This is a genomic window from Streptomyces sp. NPDC110618 (genome assembly GCF_055657065.1).
The window spans coordinates 57,126-80,283 of the sequence record NZ_JBVKBN010000030.1 but is presented as its reverse complement, the minus strand read 5'-3'; the positions used below and the strand labels follow the sequence as shown (position 1 = coordinate 80,283).

21 protein-coding genes and 1 riboswitch are annotated in these 23,158 nt (G+C 70.8%); of the genes, 9 read left to right on the top strand and 12 right to left on the bottom strand.

Features of this window, described 5'->3' with window-relative positions; all coding sequences use genetic code 11:
* Positions 1-166: 166 nt before the first annotated feature.
* Positions 167-1,444, bottom strand: coding sequence for an extracellular solute-binding protein (locus tag ACZ7L7_RS34320; RefSeq protein WP_472077871.1), 1,278 nt, complete (start codon positions 1,442-1,444; stop codon positions 167-169).
* A gap of 309 nt (positions 1,445-1,753) precedes the next feature.
* Here ACZ7L7_RS34320 and ACZ7L7_RS34315 point away from each other — a divergent pair, with 309 nt between their 5' ends.
* The 6 genes from ACZ7L7_RS34315 (at position 1,754) to ACZ7L7_RS34290 (ending at position 8,348) form a co-directional block, all read left to right on the top strand.
* A complete protein-coding gene (locus ACZ7L7_RS34315; protein ID WP_093721146.1) occupies positions 1,754-2,518 on the top strand; it encodes a GntR family transcriptional regulator in 765 nt (254 codons plus the stop codon).
* 168 nt (positions 2,519-2,686) lie between these two features.
* Complete coding sequence (locus ACZ7L7_RS34310; RefSeq protein WP_453601395.1) at positions 2,687-2,947, top strand: DUF3311 domain-containing protein; 261 nt, start codon at positions 2,687-2,689, stop codon at positions 2,945-2,947.
* 41 nt (positions 2,948-2,988) lie between these two features.
* Entirely contained in the window at positions 2,989-3,489 is a 501-nt protein-coding gene (locus tag ACZ7L7_RS34305) for a GNAT family N-acetyltransferase (protein ID WP_285510194.1), read from the top strand.
* A 52-nt stretch (positions 3,490-3,541) separates the two neighbouring features.
* Positions 3,542-3,665: riboswitch (cobalamin riboswitch) on the top strand.
* Positions 3,666-3,785: 120 nt separating this feature from the next.
* A complete protein-coding gene (locus tag ACZ7L7_RS34300) occupies positions 3,786-6,137 on the top strand; it encodes a ribonucleoside-diphosphate reductase subunit alpha (RefSeq protein WP_472077870.1) in 2,352 nt (783 codons plus the stop codon).
* Positions 6,137-7,150 (top strand): ribonucleotide-diphosphate reductase subunit beta, encoded by a 1,014-nt coding sequence (locus ACZ7L7_RS34295; RefSeq protein ID WP_285510196.1) that lies wholly within the window; start codon positions 6,137-6,139, stop codon positions 7,148-7,150. The genes ACZ7L7_RS34300 and ACZ7L7_RS34295 overlap by 1 nt, the downstream gene beginning before the upstream one ends.
* Positions 7,151-7,382: 232 nt before the next feature.
* On the top strand, positions 7,383-8,348 hold the full coding sequence (locus ACZ7L7_RS34290; RefSeq protein ID WP_285510197.1) for a GlxA family transcriptional regulator: 966 nt from the start codon (positions 7,383-7,385) through the stop codon (positions 8,346-8,348).
* Positions 8,349-8,352: 4 nt separating this feature from the next.
* On the opposite strand, the gene ACZ7L7_RS34285 is transcribed toward ACZ7L7_RS34290, so the two are convergent.
* The 11 genes from ACZ7L7_RS34285 to ACZ7L7_RS34235 form a co-directional block, all read right to left on the bottom strand.
* Positions 8,353-9,729, bottom strand: coding sequence for a bifunctional albaflavenone monooxygenase/terpene synthase (locus ACZ7L7_RS34285; protein ID WP_285510198.1), 1,377 nt, complete (start codon positions 9,727-9,729; stop codon positions 8,353-8,355).
* Complete coding sequence (gene cyc1, locus ACZ7L7_RS34280; protein WP_471427707.1) at positions 9,726-10,811, bottom strand: epi-isozizaene synthase; 1,086 nt, start codon at positions 10,809-10,811, stop codon at positions 9,726-9,728. Before cyc1 ends, ACZ7L7_RS34285 begins: the two co-directional genes overlap by 4 nt.
* A 278-nt stretch (positions 10,812-11,089) precedes the next feature.
* Positions 11,090-11,740, bottom strand: a complete 651-nt coding sequence (def, locus tag ACZ7L7_RS34275) for a peptide deformylase (protein WP_285510200.1) — start codon at positions 11,738-11,740, stop codon at positions 11,090-11,092.
* A 123-nt stretch (positions 11,741-11,863) separates the two neighbouring features.
* On the bottom strand, positions 11,864-12,844 hold the full coding sequence (locus ACZ7L7_RS34270; RefSeq protein ID WP_093721155.1) for a tetratricopeptide repeat protein: 981 nt from the start codon (positions 12,842-12,844) through the stop codon (positions 11,864-11,866).
* 105 nt (positions 12,845-12,949) lie between these two features.
* Positions 12,950-14,227 (bottom strand): HD-GYP domain-containing protein, encoded by a 1,278-nt coding sequence (locus ACZ7L7_RS34265; protein ID WP_285510201.1) that lies wholly within the window; start codon positions 14,225-14,227, stop codon positions 12,950-12,952.
* On the bottom strand, positions 14,224-15,501 hold the full coding sequence (locus ACZ7L7_RS34260; protein WP_453601378.1) for an HD-GYP domain-containing protein: 1,278 nt from the start codon (positions 15,499-15,501) through the stop codon (positions 14,224-14,226). Before ACZ7L7_RS34260 ends, ACZ7L7_RS34265 begins: the two co-directional genes overlap by 4 nt.
* Positions 15,502-15,626: 125 nt before the next feature.
* Positions 15,627-15,929 carry a mycothiol system anti-sigma-R factor gene (gene rsrA, locus ACZ7L7_RS34255; RefSeq protein WP_093721157.1) on the bottom strand — a complete coding sequence of 101 codons (303 nt, stop codon included), beginning with the start codon at positions 15,927-15,929 and terminating at the stop codon, positions 15,627-15,629.
* Entirely contained in the window at positions 15,926-16,615 is a 690-nt protein-coding gene (sigR, locus tag ACZ7L7_RS34250) for an RNA polymerase sigma factor SigR (protein WP_250748308.1), read from the bottom strand. The genes rsrA and sigR overlap by 4 nt, the downstream gene beginning before the upstream one ends.
* A gap of 258 nt (positions 16,616-16,873) precedes the next feature.
* Positions 16,874-17,524, bottom strand: coding sequence for an alpha/beta hydrolase family protein (locus tag ACZ7L7_RS34245; RefSeq protein ID WP_472077869.1), 651 nt, complete (start codon positions 17,522-17,524; stop codon positions 16,874-16,876).
* 1 nt (position 17,525) lies between these two features.
* Positions 17,526-18,341 carry an SOS response-associated peptidase gene (locus tag ACZ7L7_RS34240; protein WP_285510204.1) on the bottom strand — a complete coding sequence of 272 codons (816 nt, stop codon included), beginning with the start codon at positions 18,339-18,341 and terminating at the stop codon, positions 17,526-17,528.
* Between the two features lie 64 nt (positions 18,342-18,405).
* Positions 18,406-20,721: an ATP-binding protein gene (locus tag ACZ7L7_RS34235; protein ID WP_472077868.1), complete on the bottom strand. Its 2,316-nt coding sequence runs from the start codon at positions 20,719-20,721 to the stop codon at positions 18,406-18,408.
* 198 nt (positions 20,722-20,919) lie between these two features.
* Here ACZ7L7_RS34235 and ACZ7L7_RS34230 point away from each other — a divergent pair, with 198 nt between their 5' ends.
* From ACZ7L7_RS34230 to ACZ7L7_RS34220, 3 genes are read left to right on the top strand one after another with little or no spacing between them, the layout of a single operon-like run.
* Positions 20,920-21,660: a hypothetical protein gene (locus ACZ7L7_RS34230; RefSeq protein WP_472077867.1), complete on the top strand. Its 741-nt coding sequence runs from the start codon at positions 20,920-20,922 to the stop codon at positions 21,658-21,660.
* A gap of 21 nt (positions 21,661-21,681) precedes the next feature.
* Complete coding sequence (locus ACZ7L7_RS34225) at positions 21,682-22,392, top strand: hypothetical protein (protein WP_472077866.1); 711 nt, start codon at positions 21,682-21,684, stop codon at positions 22,390-22,392.
* Between the two features lie 24 nt (positions 22,393-22,416).
* Positions 22,417-23,130, top strand: coding sequence for a M50 family metallopeptidase (locus ACZ7L7_RS34220; RefSeq protein WP_472077865.1), 714 nt, complete (start codon positions 22,417-22,419; stop codon positions 23,128-23,130).
* The last annotated feature ends 28 nt before the right edge of the window (positions 23,131-23,158 follow it).

Genomic DNA, 23,158 nt, shown 5'->3' with positions numbered 1-23,158 from the left:
GATCAACGTTCTCTACGCCATCCTGCGCGACCGTCGCCCCTACGAGGCCCGGCCGCCTCTTCGTCTCGTGGCTTGACAACAGCATTAGGCAGCGTTCTCTTCCTCCTAGACCTGCCGGTACGCGGGGAAGGGGGCCGCTGTCCGCGGCCCCCGCCCCACCTGCGCCTTACTGCTGCTGCGACAGGCGCTTGTTGAACTCGTCCTCGACCTGGGCTGCCGCCTCGGCCGGGCTCTTACCGTTCAGCACGGCGGTCATGTAGGTCTTGATCGGGTTGGGCGCGTTCTCCACCGCGGCCCACTCCGCGATCAGCGGCGTGGTGCCACCGCCCGCGGCGGCCGGCGCGGCGGCCTCGGCGACGGCGTTGCCCTCCAGGTTGGACTGCAGCGACTCCTTGTTCGGGATGACGCCGTTCTCCTTGGCGAGCTGGCCCTCGAACTCGTCGGAGAGTGCGATCCGCAGGAACTCCTTGGCCAGCTCCTGCTTCTTGCTGCCCGCGGCGACGGCGAGGTTGGAGCCGCCGAGGAAGACACCCTCGGGCTTGTCGGCCGTGGCGCCCGGGATCGTGAAGTAGCCGATCTCCTTCTCGATCTTCGGGTTGGCCTCGGTGGCGATGCCGGCCTCCCAGCCCATACCGATGAAGGCGCCGACGTTGCCCTTGCCGAAGACCTCGCCCTGCTGCGGGGTGGCCTCGTCCTTGTCCTTCGGGGCCTTGGAGAGGGACTGGAACTTCTTGTACGTCTCCATGGCGGCGGCGACCTTCGGGTCGTCCAGGTTGGAGACGTACTTGTCGCCGTCCTTCTTCACCAGCTCGGCGCCCTCACCGATGGTGAGACCGACGAAGTGGTACCAGTTCTGGCCGGGCAGGTAGATCGGCTCGGCGTCGGTCTTCTCGCCGATCTTCTTCAGGTCCGCGTAGAACTCGTCCCGGGTCTTGGGGGTGTCCTTGATACCGGCCTCGGCCCAGATGCTCTTGTTGTAGAGCACGACGCGGTTGGCGAAGTACCAGGGCGCCGCGTACTGCTTGCCCTCGAAGACCGAGGAATTGTTCAGGGACTCGGTCCAGTCGCCGCCGATCTCGGACTTCAGGTCGGCGAGTTCCGCCAGGCCGCCGGTCTTGGCGTAGGCCGGGGTCTGGGTGTTGCCGATCTCGAAGACGTCCGGCGGGTTCTCCTCCGACAGGGCGGTGGTCAGCTTCTGCTGGATGCCGTTCCACTGCTGGACCTCGAACTTGACCTTCGCCTTGGTCTTCTTCTCGAAGGCGGCGGCCACGTCCTTCTGCCACTGGTCGGGGGACGAGCCGTCCATCACCCAGACCGTGAGGGTCTGGCCCGCGTAACCGTCCGCGCCGGCCGTCTTGCCGTCGTCGCCGTCGTCGCCCCCGCACGCCGCGATGGAGACCATCATTGCCGCGACACCGATCGCGGATATCAGCTTGCGCTTCACGCCACCCTCCTCAGGGATGCCCATGGACCCCCCGCCCATGGGCCGGGACCTGGACCAATGGTGTAGACCAGTAGGTGGAGCTTGGACCAGACCAAAATTCCTGTCAAGGGGGTCAGAAAGGGCGCTGACCAGCCGTTATGCGACCTACATATGCAGGAACCTTTAAGTAAGAAGGCAGCGAAAATAGCGTTGCCGGAGTAATCTCATCCGCTAGACCACTCGCCTTTATGGACTAGACCAAAAGCAGTGGCGACGGTATATAGAAGGGATCACGAATGTGAGCCGCATCCGGAGCCTGGAAGGCAGAGCATGAGCACCGACGTCAGCAGTGCGGAGAACGAGGGTGGGGCGACCGTCCGTACCGCGCGCGTGCCCAAGTACTACCGCCTGAAGAAGCACCTCCTCGACATGACGGAGACGCAGGCGCCGGGCACGCCCGTCCCGCCCGAGCGCACGCTGGCGGCGGAGTTCGACACCTCGCGCACCACGGTGCGCCAGGCCCTCCAGGAACTGGTCGTCGAGGGCCGGCTGGAGCGCATCCAGGGCAAGGGCACCTTCGTCGCCAAGCCCAAGGTCTCCCAGGCACTGCAGCTGACCTCGTACACCGAGGACATGCGCGCCCAGGGCCTGGAACCGACCTCCCAGCTGCTGGACATCGGCTACATCACCGCCGACGACCGGCTCGCCGACCTGCTCGACATCACCGCGGGCGGACGCGTCCTGCGCATCGAGCGGCTGCGCATGGCCAACGGCGAGCCGATGGCCATCGAGACCACCCACCTGAGCGCCAAGCGCTTCCCGGCGCTGCGCCGGTCCCTGGTCAAGTACACCTCGCTGTACACCGCGCTGGCCGAGGTCTACGACGTCCACCTCGCCGAGGCCGAGGAGACCATCGAGACCTCGCTGGCCACGCCGCGCGAGGCGGGCCTGCTCGGCACGGACGTGGGCCTGCCGATGCTGATGCTCTCCCGGCACTCCCTGGACCGCGACGGACAGCCGGTGGAGTGGGTGCGCTCGGTGTACCGGGGCGACCGGTACAAGTTCGTGGCGCGGCTCAAGCGGCCCGCGGAATAGGCCCGTCGCGCCCCGGTGGCCCTCCTGTCCCACGAGGACGGGAGGGCCTTCGTGTCGGCCGGAATGGCTCCCAGGGCGAACGAAAGACACGGAGGGGTTCCGCTCCCGCGGCCCGTGGCCTACATTGCCTGCGCGTTGCACGGATCTGCGGCGAGGGGAGGGCCCCGGATGCCGGACACCCCGGAAACGAGCGGACAGCCCGTGGTGACACCGGTCCGCGTCCTCATCGCCCTCTGCCTGATCGCCCCCTTCGTGGCGATGCTGTGGGTGGGTTCCTACGCGCGCGCCGAACCGTCCGTCGCCGGCGTCCCGTTCTTCTACTGGTACCAGCTGGCGTGGGTGGTCCTGACCACCGCGCTGACCCTGGCCGCGTACACGCTGCGCCGGCTCGACCGGCGCTCCCGCGGGGCGGCGCCCGACGGCGAGTGAACCGGCGCGGGGCGCGGCCGGACTCGTACAGAATTTCCTCCATGGACTTCGAGATCCGGCCGGCCAGACCCGCCGAGTACGACGAACTCGGCGAGATCACCGCGCAGGCGTACCTGAGGGACGGACTGCTCGCCTTCGGCGACGCCGACTGGTACCTCAGCGAGCTGAAGGACGTGGCCAGGCGCGCCGCCGCCGCGGACGTCCTGGTCGCCGCCGACTCCGGCCGCCTCCTCGGCGGCGTCACCTACGTCCCCTCCGGCGGTCCGATGGCCGACCTCGCCCGCCCCGGAGAGGCCGAGATCCGTATGCTCGCGGTCGCCCACGAGGCCCGCGGCCGGGGTGTCGGCCAGGCCCTGGTCCAGGCGTGCGTCGACCGCGCCACGGGCACGTCGGCGGGCATCGTCCTGTCCACCCAGCCCTCGATGCGCGCCGCCCACCGCATCTACGAACGCCTGGGTTTCAACCGCGCCCCGGAGCGGGACTGGCACCCGTTGCCGGAGCACCCCGAGTTCACTCTGCTCACCTATGAGTTGACACTCTGAAGCCAGCGCGACACAACATCTGGGGGTGGCGTCGCGGCCCGGCACAAGATGTATGCTCATGCTCGCTGTCGCCGCAGGGGAATCCGGTGCGAATCCGGAACTGTCCCGCAACGGTGTACTGGCGTGTTTCCGCACGCCTGTTCAGTCCGAGGACCTGCCGACAGTGCGCCCGGCCGTCCGGTCCGGGTGCCCGACGTCCGGGCCTCGTGGGATGGGCCGGTGGACGCGACGCCCCGTGCGCTCGTGCTGCCCGCTGCCCTCCGCGTGGCCCCGTGCCGAGCGAGGGAGAGCCCCACGTGACCATCGCGCCAGCCGATCCGGCTTCAGCCGCACCGGTGGAGACCGACGGTCCCGGTGCCGCGCTGCTGCGGACCCTGACCGAGCTGACCGCCGACCTCCCCGACGCCGACCCCGGACGGGTCGCCGCCGCCGCGCTGCGCGGCCGGTCCGCCCGCGCGGACGAGGCGGAGCTGCGCGAACTGGCCACCGAGGCGGCCGCCGGGCTCATCTCCGAGGACCCCGCATACTCGCGGCTGGCCGCCAGGCTGCTGACCATCTCCATCGCCGCCGAGGCCGCCTCGCAGGGCGTCACCCGCTTCACCGAGTCCGTGGCGGTCGGTCACCGCGAGGGGCTCATCGCCGACCGGACCGCCGAGTTCGTACGGCTGCACGGCGAGCGGCTGGACGCGGTCATCGACACCGGCGCCGACGACCGCTTCGGCTACTTCGGGCTGCGCACCCTGCACAGCCGCTACCTGCTGCGGCACCCGATCACCCGCAAGGTCGTCGAGACGCCCCAGCACTTCATGCTCCGCGTCGCCGCCGGACTCGCCGAGGACGACAGCGCGCGGTCCGTGGACGAGGTCGCCGCGCTCTACGGGCTGATGAGCCGGCTCGACTACCTGCCCTCCTCCCCCACGCTGTTCAACTCCGGCACCCGGCACCCCCAGATGTCGTCCTGCTACCTCCTGGACTCCCCCAAGGACGAGCTGGACTCCATCTACGACCGCTACCACCAGGTCGCCCGGCTCTCCAAGCACGCCGGCGGCATCGGGCTCTCCTACTCCCGTATCCGCAGCCGGGGTTCGCTGATCCGCGGTACCAACGGGCACTCCAACGGCATCGTGCCGTTCCTGAAGACGCTGGACGCCTCGGTGGCGGCCGTGAACCAGGGCGGGCGGCGCAAGGGCGCGGCGGCGGTGTACCTGGAGACCTGGCACTCCGACATCGAGGAGTTCCTGGAGCTGCGGGACAACACCGGTGAGGACGCCCGCCGTACGCACAACCTGAACCTCGCGCACTGGATCCCGGACGAGTTCATGCGCCGGGTCAACGCCGACGAGCAGTGGAGCCTGTTCTCCCCGGCCGACGTGCCCGAGCTGGTGGACCTGTGGGGCGAGGAGTTCGACGCCGCCTACCGCAAGGCCGAGCAGGCCGGGCTCGCCCGGAAGACCATCGCGGCGCGCGATCTGTACGGCCGGATGATGCGCACCCTGGCGCAGACCGGCAACGGCTGGATGACCTTCAAGGACGCCGCCAACCGCACCGCCAACCAGACCGCGCTGCCGGGCCATGTCGTGCACTCCTCCAACCTGTGCACGGAGATCCTGGAGGTCACCGACGACGGGGAGACCGCGGTCTGCAACCTGGGCTCGGTCAACCTCGGCGCCTTCGTGCGCGACGGCGACCTGGACTGGGAGCGGCTGGACGAGACGGTCCGCACGGCCGTGACCTTCCTGGACCGCGTGGTGGACATCAACTTCTACCCGACCGAGCAGGCGGGCCGCTCCAACGCCAAGTGGCGTCCGGTGGGCCTGGGCGCGATGGGTCTGCAGGACGTCTTCTTCCAGCTGCGGCTGCCCTTCGACTCCGCCGAGGCCAAGGCGCTGTCCACCCGGATCGCCGAGCGGATCATGCTCGCCGCCTACGAGGCCTCCGCCGACCTCGCCGAGCGCAACGGCCCGCTCCCGGCCTGGGAGAAGACCCGTACGGCCCGGGGCGTGCTGCACCCCGACCACTACGACGTCGAGCTGACCTGGCCGGAGCGGTGGGCGGCGCTGCGCTCCCGGATCGCCGGGGTCGGGCTGCGCAACTCGCTGCTGCTGGCGATCGCGCCCACGGCGACCATCGCCTCCATCGCGGGCGTGTACGAGTGCATCGAGCCGCAGGTGTCCAACCTGTTCAAGCGCGAGACGCTGTCGGGCGAGTTCCTCCAGGTCAACTCCTATCTGGTGAAGGACCTCAAGGAGCTGGGCGTGTGGGACGCCCGCACCCGGGAAGCGCTGCGCGACGCCAACGGCTCGGTGCAGGGCTTCGCCTGGATCCCGGAGGAGGTGCGCGAGCTGTACCGCACGGCGTGGGAGATCCCGCAGCGCGGTCTGATCGACATGGCGGCGGCCCGGACCCCGTTCCTGGACCAGTCGCAGTCCCTGAACCTGTTCCTGGAGACGCCGACCATCGGCAAGCTCTCCTCGATGTACGCCTACGCCTGGAAGTCCGGGCTGAAGACCACGTACTACCTGCGCTCGCGCCCGGCGACCCGGATCGCCCGCGCCGCCCAGGCCACCGTCCCCGTCCAGCAGGCCGCCGACCCCGAGGCGGTCGCCTGCTCCCTTGAGAACCCCGAGTCCTGCGAGGCCTGCCAGTAATGTCCACCCGTAACCAGAACCTGCTCGACCCGGGCTTCGAACTGACTCTGCGCCCCATGCGCTACCCGGACTTCTACGAGCGCTACCGGGACGCGATCAAGAACACCTGGACCGTCGAGGAGGTCGACCTCCACTCGGACGTCGCCGACCTGGCGAAGCTGACCCCCGCCGAGCAGCACCTGATCGGGCGGCTGGTCGCCTTCTTCGCGACCGGTGACTCGATCGTCGCGAACAACCTGGTGCTGACGCTGTACAAGCACATCAACTCCCCCGAGGCGCGGCTGTACCTGAGCCGCCAGCTCTTCGAGGAGGCCGTGCACGTCCAGTTCTATCTGACGCTGCTGGACACCTACCTCCCCGACCCGGAGGACCGCGCCGCCGCGTTCGACGCCGTGGAGAACATCCCCTCCATCCGCGAGAAGGCCGGGTTCTGCTTCAAGTGGATCAACGAGGTGGAGAAGCTGGAGCGCCTGGAGTCACAGGCGGACCGGCGGCGCTTCCTGCTCAACCTGATCTGCTTCGCGGCCTGCATCGAGGGCCTGTTCTTCTACGGCGCCTTCGCGTACGTCTACTGGTTCCGCAGCCGGGGCCTGCTGCACGGCCTGGCGACCGGCACCAACTGGGTGTTCCGGGACGAGACGATGCACATGAGCTTCGCCTTCGACGTGGTGGACACCGTCCGCAAGGAGGAGCCGGAACTGTTCGACGACCGGCTCCAGCAGGAGGTCACCGACATGCTGCGGGAGGCCGTCGCGGCCGAGCTGCAGTTCGCGCGCGACCTGTGCGGCGACGGCCTCCCGGGGATGAACACCGAGTCGATGCGCCAGTACCTGGAGTGCGTCGCCGACCAGCGGCTGACCCGGCTCGGCTTCGCTCCGGTGTACGGCTCGGAGAACCCCTTCTCCTTCATGGAGCTGCAGGGGGTTCAGGAGCTGACCAACTTCTTCGAGCGGCGCCCCTCGGCGTACCAGGTGGCGGTGGAAGGCACCGTCGACCTCGACGAGGACTTCTGAGCCGGGCGGTCCGCCCCGGTGGGGCGGTCCGCGTTCAGCTGGCGGTCGATCCGGCGCTCGTGGCGCATGCCCACGAGCGCCGGGGCCGCGAGGAGGAGGAAGAGAACGGTCACGGTCAGGGTTCCGATGAATGCGTCCATGAAGTAATCGTCGTACGGTGAGAACACTCCTGACAGTGGCAGGACTGCCGCACACCATCGAATTACTGCCAACGGCGTGCGACACTGGCCGCATGCTGAAGAACGTGGCGGTGGTCCTGCTCGACGGTGTGCACCCCTTCGAACTCGGAGTGGTCTGCGAGGTGTTCGGCCTCGACCGCAGTGACCAGGGGCTCCCGGTGTACGACTTCGCGGTCGTCTCGGCCGAGGGCCCCTCGCTGACCACCCATGTCCCCGGCTTCACGGTCAGCACCCCGCACGGCCTGGACCGGCTGGACGAGGCCGATCTGATCGTCGTCCCGGCCGGCAGCCACTACATCGACCGGGAGTACCCGCCCGCGCTGCTGGAGGCCCTGGTCCGCGCCGTGGACCGGGGTGCCCGGGTGCTCAGCGTCTGCTCCGGGGTGTTCGTGCTCGGCGCCGCCGGGCTGCTCGACGGACGGCGCTGTGCCGCGCACTGGATGCAGGCCGAGCAGCTCTCCCGCCGCTACCCGCGCGCGAAGGTCGAGCCCGACGTGCTCTACGTCGACGAGGACCCGGTGATCACCTCCGCCGGTACGGCCGCCGGCATCGATGCCTGTCTGCACCTGGTGCGCAAGGAGCAGGGCGTGGAGGTCGCCAACGCCATCGCCCGGCGCATGGTGGTGCCGCCGCACCGGGACGGCGGGCAGGCGCAGTACATCGACCGCCCGCTGCCCCGCTCGCAGTGCGACACCGTCGGCGACGTCCTGGCCTGGATGGAGCGGCACCTGGACGAGGAGGTCACCGTCGAGCAGCTCGCCGACCTCGCGCACATGTCCCCGCGCACCTTCGCCCGCCGTTTCCAGCAGGAGACCGGGACCACGCCGTACCGCTGGATCCTGCGCCAACGGGTACTGCTGGCCCAGCAGTTGCTGGAGACGACGGACGAGACGGTGGACGCCATCGCGGGCCGCACCGGGTTCGGCGCGGCGGCCGCGCTGCGCCATCACTTCGTACGCGCGCTGGGGGTTACCCCGAACGCCTACCGGCGTACCTTCCGGGGCCCGCAGGCGGCCTGAGCCGTCACCGGGGCACCGGCTTGAGAAGCAGGTCGTGCGGACGCAGCGTGATGCCCACCCGGGTGGCGTCGTTGGAGCCGGACACCTGCTCGAAGCGGTACTTCGCGGCCACCGCCGCCGTGATCAGCGTCAGCTGCGCCATGGAGAAGTGATCGCTCGGGCACTTCCGGTTGCCCACGCTGAAGGGGTTCATGGCGTATTTCGGCACCTCCTTCGCCCGTTCCGGGAGCCAGCGGTCGGGGTCGAAACGGAGGTTGTCGGCGTACGACTGCGGATCGCGTTGGATCGCATACGGGCTGTATACGATGTCCGCGCCCTCGGGAATGCGATACCCGCCCAACTCGGTGTCGGTCACCGCGCGGCGGGTCAGAATCCAGACGGCCGGGCGCAAACGCATGGCCTCGACGACGACATTGTTGGTGTACCGCAGCGCCCGCACATCATCGAATGCGACGGGCCGGCCGCCGGTGACGGATTCGACCTCCGCGGCGACCCGGTCGGCGTGCTCCGGGTGTTCCGTGAGCACCTGCAGCAACCACATGATCGTGGATGCCACGGTTTCGCTTCCCGGGGTGAGTATCGCGACCACCTGATCGTGGATCTCCTGTTCCCCGATCGGCTCGCCATTCTCGTCCTTTGCCTCCAGCAAGGCCGTCAGCAAATCGTCCGGCTTTTGACCAGATGCCCGCCGCTCGGCGACGATCTCGTCGACCAGCGCGTGCAAATCGGCCAGCGCCCGGTTGAATTTGCGGTTGGGCGGAAGCGGCAGCCGGTAGAGCGGCCCGGCCGGTATCACCATCCGGCGGTACATCCCGCGGAAGACGGTCGCGAGCGCGACGCACAGCCGCTCCGCGCGCTCGTCCATGTAGTCACCGCGCAGCAGACAGCGGGCGGCGATCCGGACGGCCACCCGGAACGACTCCGAAGTGCAGTCGATCCTCTCGCCGGGCCGCCAGCGCACGGTCAGCGCATGCGCCTCCTCCTCCATGATCGGCCCGTAGCCGGGGATGGCGTCGAGCCGGAACGCGGGCTGGATGGTGCGCCGCTGGCGCCGGTGCCGGGGGCCGTTGGCGGTGGCCACGCCCTCCTTGCCGAGCAGGCCCTCCAGGGACTCCCAGAGCGGTCCGTCGATCTTGAAGTCGGTGGACAGGGCGAGCGCGCCGGTCAGCTCGGGCGTGGTGACGGCGTACACCGTCTTCGGGCCCAGCTTGAGCCGGACCACGTCGCCGTGCTCGCGCAGGCCCGCCATGAAGGCGAGGGGGTCGCGCACCAGCTTCCAGCCGTGGCCGAGAAGCGGAACGCCGCCGCCCGCCACGGGAGGCTCACGCAGTTCGGATTCCGCATATATCTGCGCTTCGGGCTTCACAGACTCGACGGTCATTTCTCACCTGCCGCTTCGTTGTTGACGTACGGGGGCGTGGACCGGTCGTCCCAGCTGTCGACCATGTACCGGCCGGACTCGTGGTGGAACCAATAGACGGTGCTGAACCAGTTCCGCATATTGCAGACGCAGGCCCGTACGGCGTCACTCAGTTCCTTTCCCCGCACAGTGCCGTCGGCGAGGTCATCGGCGAATCGGAGGGCGGCGCGTTCGGCGACCTGGAATTCGGATATGCACTCCTCGATCCGGCGCCTTACTTCCCCTACCGCTTCCTCCAGGGTCAGCCCCTCGTGTTTGATGAGACTGATCCCGAGATTGTGGACCTCATCGCCCGCCAATTCCTTGGGGAGCGAGCAGAGGTCGTTGTACCAGGCGGCGAATTCCTGGCTCAGCAGCGCCGCCCGCCGAAATGCCGGGTGTTTCCTTACCGAGTCCGGCAGTTCACATCCGGCGCTCGGCTCCAGCAGATCGGTCCAGATCCAGTGGGCGAAGGTGAGGCGGCGTAACGCCAGGTATTCCTCGACGGTGGGGATGACACCATGGGTGCGGTTGTGGAATTCCCGGTCGTACGCCTCGATCACCGCGTGGAAGTGCCGGGCGAACCGGGCGTTCCAGCTCGCCGGCAGGAACCCGTACAGCCGCAGCACGCTGTCCGCGAACCCGGCCACCAGCGGGTCCTCGTGGTGCAGGTGGTCCCCGGGGGAGTCCAGCGCCGCATGCAAGCGGAACCTCAGCCGCCGCCAGGCCGACGGGCGGCGGTGGACGATGTCACGGTCGTGCCGGTCGTCCCAGACGAAGAACCACGCGCTGTAGTCGGCAATCGCCTGGAGGACGTCGTCGGGGGCGCCGAGGTAGTAGCCCGCCATGAGGTCGGTGTAGCAAAGTCCGTCGGCATATTCCGCCACCTTGTCCGCCGGCATGAGCCGCTTTTCCAGCAGCCAGGTGCGCGTCATCTCCTGAAGCCGGGGCCAATACGGATGGAGTTGCCGAGGAAACGCCGTCTCGATCACGGGGAGGGAGAGCGATGGTGGAACCGCGACCGCAGTCGGCGTGGATGTGGTGCCGTGTGGGAAAGCATGCACGAACAAACCCCTCTCAGCCGCCAGTTGCGCACACCCCTCCCGCCGTGCCGGGCGTGCGCCGTTGCGTATCCCCGCACTTCCCATTCAGCACCACAACTGACCGATCTGGGAACGGATTTGCTTCATTCACTACCCCACGATGCCGAGAATCTCCCCTTGTGTGACTGAATATGGGGCGGTAGAAGGCAATGGGATCGAACACCTGACGGACGTACGAACGACGCCTGTTCAGGAAGGGGTTCCTGAACAAGCGCCGTTCGCCTGGGTCTTGAGAGACGTCAGTCGTTCGCGACGACCGGGTAGCGGGGCTCGTTCTCGGCCATCTGGCGCAGCGCGTCCTTGCGATCCCGCTTGGAGAGCCGGTCGATGTAGAGGTAGCCGTACAGATGGTCGGTCTCGTGCTGCAAACACCGGGCGAAGTATCCGGTGCCGCGGACCTTGATCGGGTTGCCCTTCTCGTCCTGGCCGGTGACCTCGGCGTAGTCGGGCCGGGCGAGCGAGGCGTACGCGGTCGGCACCGACAGGCAGCCCTCGTTGCTGTCGTCCAGCCGGCGCTTGTCCGCGGGCAGGTCCACCAGCTTGGGGTTGCACACCACACCGACGTGGCGCACACCCTGGTCGTCCTGGCAGTCGTAGACGAAGACCTTCAGGTCCACGCCGATCTGGTTGGCGGCCAGGCCCACGCCCTCGGCGGTGCGCTGCGAGGCGAACATGTCCGCGACCAGCTGCTGAAGCTCCTCGCCGAACTCGGTGACGTCCTTGCACTCCTTGTGGAGCACCGGGTTCCCGACGACGGTGATGGGCCGCGAGGTACCGCGCTCGCGCCAGGCGTTCTCGCGCTCCTCGGTCTCCTCGGTGTCGATGACGAAGCCCTCGTCGTCCACGGGGAGCACGCCCGCGTGCTGCTGATCGGTGTCCTGCTGCGCCATGACCGACGTATGCCTTCCTGAAAACCAAGTGAGTTCTGCGAGTACAGGGTAAGGGGGAGGTGCCCCAAAGGGGCGCGGGGAACTGCGCGACCAGCCACGACGGCGCCGCGGCCGGGCGACGGGCTAACAGACCTCTTCCAAGTCCCGCCAGTCCCTCGAATCGGGCGAGTCCGCCACCCAGCCGTCCAGCAGCCCCCTCACCAGCGAGGCCGGCGCGGCCACTCCGCATTCCCGCTCCGGCACCCACAACTGCCCGTCCGTGCGGTGCCCGAGCGGGCCCGGGTGGCCCGGCTCGCTGTGGTCGTGCGGGTCCAGGTGCTCCTCGTCGCCCTCGTCGGACGGCATCCGGGACTCCGAGCAGGTCCGGCACAGCAGCCGCACCGAGGAGGACCAGTCCTCCGCCGCGAACCCGGCGTCCGCCGCGAGCCGCTCCAGCGCGTCCCGGTCCGCCTCGGTCGCCGCCTCCAGCAGCACCACCCAGGTCGGCACCGGCGAGGGCGCCCACAGCTCGATCTCGTCGAAGACGGGGTAGGCGTGCCCGGCGGCGGTGGTCCGCTCGCCGTGCGGGACGCCGTCGTGCAGCACGACCTCGCCCCAGCGCCGCCCGGACGACGGCAGCGGGATGGACAGCACCTCGATTCGCGCCGGGTCCAGCCTGCGCCCCCACACCACCTCGGCCTCCCCCTCCGGGGACAGCCGTACGGCGGCGCTGCCGAGGTCCATGCCAACCGGCTCCCCGGAGTCGGTGGCGCCGCCCGGCACCCGTAGTCCGTAGGCCTGCCAGGCCCGCCGGGCCAGCGGCCAGTCCTGCAGCGCGGTGGCCGCGATGCCGACGTTCCACCAGTCGGGCGCCCCGGTCTCCCGGTCCAGCAGCGCCACGGCCCTCAGGCCCGCCGCCCGCGCCTGCTCCCAGTCGTGCCGGAACTTGTGCAGCAGGGCGAGGTTGAACCAGGACTCGGACAGCCAGGGCTCCAGGTCGGCGGCGCGGGTGAGGAGCGCGCCCGCGTCCTCGTACCGGCCGTCCCCGATCAGCGTGAACGCGCGGTCGGTCGCCTTCCGCCAGGAGGCGGAGGGCCGGTGCCGTCCCTTGCCGAAGATCCTCACGATTCCCGCCTGCCAGTTCCGTGGAGTGGGCCGGCTGTGCCCCCCGACAGCCTCTTGGAGACCCTCTCCCTCGCATCCAACCACGGACCGCTGGAGAGGCGCTCATTACCCATGGGTTACCCCGCCCGACCCAAGGTCAGACAGCCCCTTGACAGCTCCCTGCCCGAGCCGTTGGACACCGCCCCGGTCGTTCAGCAGCACCCTCGCCAGCGCCTCCACGACCTCCGGAGCGTACTCGTCCGCCGTGCCCAGACGCAGCTCCTCCAGCGCCTTCAGCGGCCCGCCGGGCCCCGCTCCCCGCGCCTTCTCCTCGTACGCGTTGACGGCCCGGACGATCCGCGCGGCGGGCGGCTGTTCCGGGCAGGGGTCGGCCTGCCGCTCGACGACCACGGCGACCGAGCCGTCCACGCCGGTCTGCCGGACCACGGCGCCCCCGAGCAGGGCGATCCGGCGCTGTTCGGCGGCGGGCAGATCCGCGGTGGCCCCGGACGGGACCGGGTCGACGAGGCTGAGCTGTCCGATGTCGTGCATCAGGGCGGCGTACTCCAGCACGGTCAGTTCGTCCCCGGAGAGCCCGAGGTCGCGGCCGACGGCGACGCTGAGCTCGGCGACCCGCCGGGCGTGACCGGCCGGGGTGTACCCGGCGACCTCGGTGGCGCGGGCCAGGGAGGCGATGGTCTGCCGGTAGGTGGCGCGGACGGCGGCATAGCGGCGGAAGGAGAGCTGGGTGAGCAGCAGGGGCAGGCAGAACACGGGCAGCGCCCACAGGCCTACGACGGCCACCGCGAGCGCCATCACGGCGCCGGTCGCGCAGACCGCCGAGCCGATGCCGAGCAGGCCGCGCAGTTCGTCCCGGAGCAGGGGCGCGAACGGCCAGCCGGTGCGGGAGTGGGCGAGCGCGGCGGAGAGCACCGCGTCGCACAGGGAGGTGAGGCTGAGCAGCGCGACGATCAGCACGGCGTAGGCGGCGCCGCCGAAGTCGTCGAACACGCCCCGGTTGTACAGGGGTTGGAAACAGCAGGCGGCGAAGCCGACGGTGAGGACCCGGCGGGCCAGGTGGTCGCGGGCCCGTGTGACGTGCCGGGCGCCGCCGAGCAGGGCGGCGGCGAAGACCACGGCGACGACCTGGAGGGCGCCGTGGTGGCTGGGCTGCCCGGCGTGGGTGCCGAGCAGGGCGTACGCCAGGGCCCCGGCGGCGCCGAGCGGTGCCGCCTCCCGGGCGGGGGCGCCGGTCCAGCGAGTGAACTCGCCGAGCGCGATGAGCGCGCCGAACGCCAGCGCGACGGGTCGTTCCGCCAGGCCGTGCCGGAGGGTGTCGAGGAGGGAGACGGCGACCAGCAGGGCCGCGCTGCCGTGGATGAGGGGCCGTAACCGGCGGCTCACCGCTGGACCACCGTGGACCGGGGCCGGGGCGGGCGGGGTGCCTCCGCGGTGACCGCGGGGTGCCAGCCGTGCCGGGTCACGGATCTGACCAGCGCCTGGACCATCCGCGGATCGAACTGTGTGCCCGCGCACCGCTCCAGCTCCGCCAGCGCGACGGGGACCGGCCGGGCCCTGCTGTAGGAGCGGTTGGAGGTCATCGCGTCGAAGGCGTCGGCGACGGCGACGACCCGCGCCGACTCCGGGATCTGGGCGCCGACCAGACCGTACGGGTATCCGCTGCCGTCCAGCCGCTCGTGGTGGTGGAGTACGGCGCCCCTGGCCTCGCCGAGGAAGGAGATGCCGCGGACCATCTCGTGCCCGTACTCCGGGTGGAGTTCGATGATCCGGCGTTCCTCGGGGGTGAGGGGCCCGTCCTTGCGCAGCAGCCGGGTGGGCACCCCGAGTTTGCCCACGTCGTGCAGGATGCCCGCGAACCGCAGCACCTCGACGCGCTCGGCGTCCATGCCCAGTTCCCGGGCGATCATCATGGACGCCTGTCCGACGCGCTCGCTGTGGCCGCGCGTGTAGCCGTCCTTGATGTCGACGGCCTGCACCAGCGCCCGGATGGTCGCCTGATGGGCCGCCCGCTCCCGGTGCACCTGGGCGAACACCCACCAGGAGACACCCATCGGCAGCAGGACGAGCAGCGCGGCTACCGGGCCGTACGGGCTGCGCCACAGGACGGCCATCATCAGCCCGGCGAGGCCGTGCACGGCGATCGGGGCGAGGGAGCGCAGGAAGAGCCCGCGCCAGGCGCGGCGGACGGGCACCCGCTCGGCGACGGCGAGGATGGAGCCGTCGAGGACGGTGAGCACCAGGCAGAAGGCCAGCACGGCGGCCCCGGCGGGCAGCAGGGCGTACGGGAAGTCCGGGGCGACGACCGCGTCCCGGCCGTCCAGCGCCCAGTGCACCCGGGCGGCGGCCCAGACGGCGAGCGCCAACTGGGCGGCCCGCCACAGCCGTCGGACTCCCGCGCCCTGGGAGAGCAGTGCTCCGGGTACCGCGACCAGGGCCGCGGCGGGCGGGGGCAGCAGGAAGGCGCCGGCCAGCAGGACCGGATAGAAGGTGCCGGCGAAGCGGCGGCGGGCGATCTGCTCGCATCCGGCGTACAGCGCGGCCAGGAGGGCGAGGGCCCACCAGGGCGTACGGACCGCCGGAAGCGGAAGCAGACCGAGCAGGGCGACGAGGGCGACACAGGCCACGTACACACGCGCCCGTGCGGGAATGCCCTCCATCTGCCCCTCCCCTGACCATGCCTGTCCAGGCTGATCGGAGCCTAGGGCGGCCAGGGGGAGGCGGCGGGCTTATCACCCGCCGATTAGCACGTTCGAGTGACGACGGCCCTGCCCGGCACCGGAGTTCAGGACTCCTGCGGCGTGGCCGTCACGTCGTGCTCGGGGACGGCCTGTCCGGAGCGGATCAGATCGAGCCGTCCCAGGACCTTCGAGCGCAGGTCGCTGGGCACGTCGTCATGCCCGCAACACCGCTTGACCAGCTTCTTCACGGCCTCTTCCAGGCCGTACTTCTCCAGGCACGGCGAGCACTCCTGGAAGTGCTGCTTGAACTTGTCACGATCGACGTCCGGCATCTCACTGTCGAGAAACTCGTACAGATGCTCAAGGACCTCACTGCAGTCCGTCTCGTGCGGCTCTCCGCAGCTCATGAGCCCGAGCCTTTCGCTTCGTTCGACTCTCCGGCGCCCGCCGGGACCAGCCCGCGCTCACGGGCGTAGTCCTCCAGCATGCCGCGCAGTTGACGGCGTCCCCGGTGCAGCCGGGACATCACCGTACCGATGGGTGTCCCCATGATGTCCGCGATCTCCTTGTAGGCAAAGCCCTCGACGTCCGCGAGATAGACGGCGATGCGGAATTCCTCGGGGATCGCCTGGAGCGCTTCCTTCACGTCCGAGTCGGGCAGGTGGTCGAGCGCCTGCGACTCCGCGGAGCGCAGACCCGTCGACATGTGCGACTCGGCACGGGCCAGCTGCCAGTCCTCGATCTCCTCGGCCGCGGAGCGCTGGGGTTCGCGCTGCTTCTTGCGGTAGGAGTTGATGAAGGTGTTGGTGAGGATCCGGTACAGCCAGGCCTTGAGATTGGTGCCCTCGCGGAACTGGTGGAAGGACGCGTACGCCTTCGCGTACGTCTCCTGCACCAAGTCCTCGGCGTCGGCCGGGTTGCGCGTCATGCGCAGGGCGGCCGAGTACATCTGGTCGAGGAATTCCAGCGCGTCCCGCTCGAAGCGCGCGCTGCGCTCGGCGTCCGTCTCGGGGGACATGCCGGTGCCCTGGCCCTCGGGCTGCTCCGCCTGGCCGTTGTCGGTCCCTGCGTCGGTACCGGTGACCGGACCCACCTCCTCAAGATTTCGGGCAGCACCGAAACCGGTGTCGCCAGAATCGGAGGATAGACGAACCTCCGGTCCGCCCGCCGCTCGAACCGGAGCGGTCTTGGCCGCGTGCAGCACCGTCCACTCCAGGTCGGTACGGCTGTCACGGGCCGGGCAGAAGGTGGAACCCATGCGGCGGACTTCCTCTCCTACGACGATCGGTGCTGGTCGGCCAGCGCCTCTGTCCGCCACAACAGCGCTGTGGAGCGAAGCATTCCCGAAGCTTTACCTCAGTGACCCGGTCCACTTCACGACGGCGTCGGTGATCACGGCCACTGCCTGCTCCTGGGTGATGTCCGCCCGCTTGGGCACGGCGAAGCCGTGATCGCCGTACGGGACCTCGACCAGCTCGTAGGAGCCCTCCGGGAACTCCTCGGGCTTTCCGAAGGGGTCGTTGCCGCCCTGGACGACCAGGGTGGGCACCCCGGCGCCGAGCAGTTCCTCCGCGCGGGACTTCTCCGGCTTGCCCGGCGGGTGCAGCGGGAAGCTGAGCGCGAGGACGGCACGGGCGCCCAGTTCGGTGGCGGTGCGGCAGGCGACGCGCGCTCCGGCGCTGCGTCCGCCGGAGATCACCGGCAGGCCGGGCTTCGCCAGCGCGGGCCACAGGCCGCGCCAGCCGGTGTCCAGGGTCCTCGGGGCGGGGGCGACCTTCTTCCCGGCGACCCGCCAGGGCTGCTCCACCAGGGCGACGGTCACGCCGTGCGCGGGCAGGATCTGCGCGAGCGCCTGGAGGTCGCGGGCCTCGATGCCGCCGCCCGCGCCGTGGCCGGCGGCGAGCACGAGGCGGGGTTTCCCGGCGCGGTGCCAGGTGATGCGGGCGTCGCCCGCGTCGGTGCGGACGATCTCGGTGGTGGTCACATCGGGCTCGGTGGTCACGTCAGAAGAGTGTGCCCTCCTCGGGGCCCGCCAGCTCCTTCAGCAGCTCCGGGCCGTTGTTGCGGACGTTGCTGACGGCGGTGGTCACCGGGTAGGCGCGCATCAGCCCGGGGGGCGGCGGGGCGAGCAGCTCGCGCAGGTCGTCGGGGTCGGTGCGGGCGGGGTCGAGCCAGGCGTCCCAGCGGTCCGGGGTGAGCATCAGCGGCATCCGGGGGTGGATGTCGGCGAGGGCGCGCGGGCCGTCCGCGGGGGCCACGGCGAGCGGGCCGGTCTCGGCCTCGGTGGTGATCACGGAGCAGGTCACCCACCAGGCCTGCGGGTGGTCGTCGGGCAGGGTGCGGTCCCGCCAGAACTCGTAGAGCCCCGCCATCGCGAAGACCGAGCCGTCGGCGGGGAGCACGAAGTACGGCTGCTTGCGGGGACGCTTCTTCTTCCCCTCGACCTCCAGCTCGCGCTCGGCGGCGCCGGTGACCCACTCGTAGTAGCCGTCGGCGGGCAGGATGCAGCGGCGGGCGGCGAAGGCGCGGCGGTAGGACGGCTTCTCGTGGACGGTCTCGGCGCGCGCGTTGATCATCCGGGCGGCGCCCTCGGGCGTCTTGGACCAGGACGGTACGAGCCCCCACTTGAGCTTGCGCAGCTGCCGTACCGGGCGCTTGTCGTCGGCGTCCTTCAGGGGGCGGTCCAGGACCGCGTAGACCTCTTTGGTGGGGGCGACGTTGTAGTCGGGCTCCAGGGTCTCCTCGGGCTCCCACTTCTCGATCTCGAAGATCCCCGCGAGATCCTCGGGCCTACGACTCGACGCGTACCGTCCGCACATTAGAAGAACAATCCCTCCCGTGTGTGCCCCGTCCACCGGGACACCTACCAGGGTGGCAGACCCGTCAGTCCGCCGACCTCCGCCGGTGTGCCCAGGCGGTGAGCTGGGAGCGGGAGGTCAGGCCCAGCTTGGCCAGGGTGCGCCCGACGTGGCTCTCCACGGTGCGCCGGGTGATCAGCAGCCGGGCGGCGATCTCCTTGTTGCTCAGTCCGGCCGCGACGAGCCCGGCGACCTCCCGCTCCCGCCGGGTCAGCCCGGCCCGCTCGTACGGCTCCTCGTCCGCCGGGGACTCTTCGAGCACGTAGGCCAGCGCCTCGTCCAGGGTGAGCCCGGCGCCGCGGCGCACCGCCCGTTCGTAGACCCGCTCCGGCAGGGCCCGGCGCACGTCGGTCTCGCAGCGCCGGTGGGACTCGGTCATGAAGGGCGCGGCGAACAGGGTGCCGCCGATGGCCTCCCAGAGCCGTCTGAGGATGCCGAGGAGGCAGGCGGCGCGCTCCATGGCGCCGTCGGCGGCCGCGTTCCAGGCGACGACCTCCACGCACAGGGCGATGCCCCAGCGGTCGGTGAGGGGCCGCAGCAGCCGCAGGGCCTCGCGGGCCGGGGCGTCGGCGCGGGCCCGCTCGCCGCGCTGCCAGCGGATCAGCGACTCGGCGAACAGGGCGTCCGCCCTGATCCAGGACTCCCCGTGGGCGGCCGTGACGTCCTGGCTCTCCTGGCACAGCTCCAGGGCCCGGTCGGTGTCGCCGAGCAGGCCGACGACGACGGCGAGTTTGAAGCCGCACTCCGCGGCCCCGGCCAGGTCGTCCACCGCGCGGTGCCGGCGTACGGCGTCCTCCAGCAACTGGGCGGCGCGGGTCAGTTCACCGCTGAAGACAGCGGCCATGGCCCGGTGGTGCCGGGACCAGGCGAGCGCGGAGGCGTCCCGCGCCTCCTCGGCGGCCCGCTCGTACTCGGCGATCACCGGGACCGTCTCGGCCACCGCGCCCTGCATGATGCCGAGGTAGGCGTAGGTGCCCAGCGCCCGGGTACGGGCCGCGCCGGGCTCCTGGTCGGCGGCCAGCAGCCGGGAGAGCCAGCGGCGGCCCTCGCTGAGCGCGCCGTGGGTGATCCAGTAGTGGTGGGGCAGGGAGGCCAGGGTCAGGCCCGCGCTCGCCTCGCCCGGAGTGTCGAGGCAGAAGTCCAGCGCCGCCCGCAGGTTGGCGTGCTCGCGCCGCAGCCGGGCCAGCCAGGTGACCTGCTCGGGGCCGAACCAGTGGCGCTGGGCGCGGGCCGCCAGGTCGAGGCAGTGCTCGCGGTGGCGGCGCCGGTGGAGGGCAAGTTCGCCGGAGGCGGCCAGTCGCTGCCTTCCGTAGGCCCGTACGGTCTCCAGGGCGTGGTAGCGGGCGCGGCCGTCGTGGTCCTGGCGGTTGAGGATCGACTTCTCCACCAGTCCGTGCACCGCGTCGACGACCGCGTGGGCGGGCAGGTCGGCTCCGGCGCACACCGCCTCGGCGGCTTCCAGGTCGAAGTCGCCGGGGAAGACGGAGAGCCGGGCCCACAGGGCCTGTTCGCGCGGGGAGCACAGGTCGTAGCTCCAGTCCATCAGGCCGCTGAGCGTCTGCTGCCGGGGCGAGGCGGCGCGGTTGCCTCCGGTGAGCAGGGCGAAACGGTCCTCCAGGCGGGCGAGGATCTCCTTCAGGGTCAGGCTTCGGATACGGCCCGCGGCGAGTTCCAGGGCGAGCGGCAGCCCGTCCAGACGGTGGACGAGCCGGGCCACGTCCGCCGCGTTGTCCGCGGTGACCCGGAAGCCGGGCAGGACGGCCGCGGCCCGCTGCTCGAAGAGGGTCACCGAGTGGTACCGCAGCAACTCCTCGGCGTCCGGCGCGCTCTCGGGGGCCGGGACCGGCAGCGGCGGCACCGGGAAGGTCTGCTCGCCGGTGATGCCCAGGACCTGACGGCTGGTGGCGAGGACGCGCAGGTCGGGTGCCGCGCCCAGGAGGGCGCCGAGGACCTGGGCGCAGGCGTCTGCCAGGTGCTCGCAGTTGTCGACGACGAGCAGGGCCTTCCGGGGCCGCAGATGCTCGGCCACGATGTCCAGGGTGACGCGGGCGCGTTGGTTCTGGAGTCCGAGGGCCGCCGCGAGGGTCTCCACGACCAGCCCGGGATCGGCCAGTCCCGCCAGTTCCACGAGGGCGACGCCGCCCGGGAAGGCTCCTGTCGCGCCCGCGCCCACCTGGAGGGCGAGGCGGGTCTTGCCCACACCCCCCACACCGGTCAGTGTGACCAGGCGCGAGGTCCGCAGCAGCCCTTTGACGGCGGCGACCTCCGCGCGCCGCCCGATGAAGGCGGTCAGGTCGGCGGGTATCGCGCCGTCCCGCACCGGCTGCCCGTTGCTCCGCATGCCGTCAACCTACAGTCACCCCGGAGGCACGCTGAGGCACCCTTCGTCCTGCAACAGCCGTGCCCCACTGCGTAGTTTCACGGATGCCCGCGTGCCCTTCCTGTGGCACGGTCTCCTCGGCCGGGCCCGGAGCACCCGCTTCCGTCGACCGGCCACCAGTGCCGTGAACAGGGATGCGAGCAAGGAGTGGACAGGCGGATGGAACGGCTCAGGAGCATCAGGGGCACCACGACCGCGGCGGCCCTGGCGACGGCGTCCTTGATGCTGCTGACGGCCTGTGCGGGCGGGGAGAGCGAGGGCGGGTCCGCGAGCGCTTCTTCGACGCCTTCCGCGTCCGCTTCGGCCTCCTCATCCGCGCCGAAGGACGAGCCCCCGGAGGAACAGGCCTCCGTGGACCTCGCGTCGGCCGTCCTCCAGCCCGGCGACCTCGCCAAGTTCCAGATCAGCGAGATACCGGACGACAAGCGCGACACCCCCGCCACCAAGGCCGATCCGGCCGCCTGCCAGCCCGTGGAGAACGTCCGCCTGGAGGCCTTCGAACCCAAGCCCGCCACGACCGTCCGCCGCTACGCCCTCGCCACCGCGGGCGAGTTCCGGGGCACCGGCACCAACGTCACGCTGGCCTCGTTCGGCGCGGCGGACGCCGAGCAGATCCTCGCCGAGCTGCGCACCGCGCTGAAGGACTGCGCCAAGGGCTATGCCGGAGGCGCGCTCACCTTCGAGGAGGTGCGCACCCTCGACGCGGTCGACGTCGGCGACGAGGCGTTGGCCTTCCATCTGCGCGGCCGGGGCCTGCAGCCGCAGTGGTACACGGTGGTCCGCCAGGGCGCGGTGCTGGTCCGGTTCGTCTCCTCCGCCTCCACCGGCAAGGACGCCCCGGTACCCTCCCCGGTGGTGGTCCAGCAGGTCATGAAGGTCCAGGCCGCCGCGGCGCGCTGAGTCGGCAGGTCGAAAGATCCCATGGCCGGTTGCCTGTTCGTCGTCTTCGCCCTCGGCATGGTGGGCTGCTTGCTCGCCGTCCCCTTCTCCGTGCCGGATCTGATGGCCCGGCAGACGCCCGCCGAGCACCCCTCGGTGGCCGAGTGGTTCGTGCTGTACGGCGTTTCGGCGCTGACCGCGCTGCTGGTGGCCTGGTCCTCGGGGCGCCGCCGCCCCGGTGCCCGGCTGCTGCTGGCCGCCCGCACGGCGGTACTGCTGGGCCTGAGCACGGGGGTGGTGCTCTGGACGCGGGGCCAGGTCGAGTCGGACAACTGGACGCTGGAGTCGACGGCCGTGAACCTGACGGCCGGGACCACCGCCCTGCTGTTCCGCTTCGCCGTGCGCCGCTGGGAGCGGGGGCGCCCGCTGCCCGGTGAGGTGTGGCTGGCCATGGTCCCGTTCCGGGAGCGGGACGAGGCCGCCCGGCACTACTGCGTGGTCGTCGCCCGCCGCCTCGGTTACGCCGAGGTCCTCCAGATCACCTCGCAGAACAAGGACGACCGCGACGACCACGTCTTCCTGCCCAACGACGGCTGGGACCTCGTCTCCGGCAAGCCGCACTGGCTGGAGACCGGCCTGCCGCCGCGCAAGGTGCCCTACCGGGACTTCCTCAAGGACCGTCCGCAGGGCCCCTGTCCGAAGGCCGCCTGGCGCCGGGTCCGTACACCCGTGCCAGACTTCCAGCCTCCGTAGGAACCGAGGGAGCGGCCCGGACACATGAGCAACAGCACAGCGACCTCACTCTGGGACGAGCTGACCGGCACCCAGAGCGCACCCGACACGTGGGTCGTCGTCGCGACCCTCGTCGCCGCGCTGGCGGTGGTGGTACCGCCGGCCCTGTGGCGGCTCGCCCGCAACGCGATCACCATCGCGCACGAGGGCGGGCACGGCCTGGTCGCCCTGCTCACCGGCAGACAGCTCACCGGTATCCGGCTGCACTCCGACACCAGCGGGCTGACCGTCAGCCGCGGCAAGCCGGACGGCATCGGCATGATCCTCACCGCGGCGGCGGGCTACACGGCGCCCCCGCTGCTGGGCCTGGGCGGGGCGTCCCTGCTCGGCGCGGGCCGCATCACCCTGCTGCTGTGGCTGGCGACGGCCCTGCTGCTGGCGATGCTGGTGATGATCCGCAACGCCTACGGCGCGGTGACGGTGGTCCTGACCGGCGGCACCTTCGTCCTGGTGTCCTGGTTGACGGGACCCCAGGTGCAGGCGGCCTTCGCGTACGCGGTGGTGTGGTTCCTGCTGCTCGGTGGTGTGCGTCCCGCTTTCGAGCTACAGGCGAAGCGGGCCCGCGGCGGCGCCGGGGACTCCGACGCGGACCAGTTGTCGAGGCTCACGCATGTCCCCGCGGGCCTGTGGTTGTTCCTCTTCCACGCGGTGTCGCTGTGCTCCCTGATAGGCGGCGGACGCTGGCTGCTGGATAGGTGACCAGCCACAACGGCGCGGCGCCGCGACC

Bases quoted from the DNA above. Each gene is read 5' to 3' on its own strand.
- ACZ7L7_RS34240 (WP_285510204.1), bottom strand. From the start codon at position 18,341: ATGTGCGGACGGTACGCGTCGAGTCGTAGGCCCGAGGATCTCGCGGGG.
- ACZ7L7_RS34235 (WP_472077868.1), bottom strand. From the start codon at position 20,721: ATGCGGAGCAACGGGCAGCCGGTGCGGGACGGCGCGATACCCGCCGAC.
- ACZ7L7_RS34285 (WP_285510198.1), bottom strand. From the start codon at position 9,729: ATGACCGTCGAGTCTGTGAAGCCCGAAGCGCAGATATATGCGGAATCC.
- ACZ7L7_RS34315 (WP_093721146.1), top strand. From the start codon at position 1,754: ATGAGCACCGACGTCAGCAGTGCGGAGAACGAGGGTGGGGCGACCGTC.
- ACZ7L7_RS34295 (WP_285510196.1), top strand. From the start codon at position 6,137: ATGTCCACCCGTAACCAGAACCTGCTCGACCCGGGCTTCGAACTGACT.
- ACZ7L7_RS34220 (WP_472077865.1), top strand. From the start codon at position 22,417: ATGAGCAACAGCACAGCGACCTCACTCTGGGACGAGCTGACCGGCACC.
- ACZ7L7_RS34305 (WP_285510194.1), top strand. From the start codon at position 2,989: ATGGACTTCGAGATCCGGCCGGCCAGACCCGCCGAGTACGACGAACTC.
- def (WP_285510200.1), bottom strand. From the start codon at position 11,740: ATGGCGCAGCAGGACACCGATCAGCAGCACGCGGGCGTGCTCCCCGTG.
- ACZ7L7_RS34225 (WP_472077866.1), top strand. From the start codon at position 21,682: ATGGCCGGTTGCCTGTTCGTCGTCTTCGCCCTCGGCATGGTGGGCTGC.
- ACZ7L7_RS34230 (WP_472077867.1), top strand. From the start codon at position 20,920: ATGGAACGGCTCAGGAGCATCAGGGGCACCACGACCGCGGCGGCCCTG.
- ACZ7L7_RS34260 (WP_453601378.1), bottom strand. From the start codon at position 15,501: ATGGAGGGCATTCCCGCACGGGCGCGTGTGTACGTGGCCTGTGTCGCC.
- ACZ7L7_RS34310 (WP_453601395.1), top strand. From the start codon at position 2,687: ATGCCGGACACCCCGGAAACGAGCGGACAGCCCGTGGTGACACCGGTC.
- ACZ7L7_RS34290 (WP_285510197.1), top strand. From the start codon at position 7,383: ATGCTGAAGAACGTGGCGGTGGTCCTGCTCGACGGTGTGCACCCCTTC.
- rsrA (WP_093721157.1), bottom strand. From the start codon at position 15,929: ATGAGCTGCGGAGAGCCGCACGAGACGGACTGCAGTGAGGTCCTTGAG.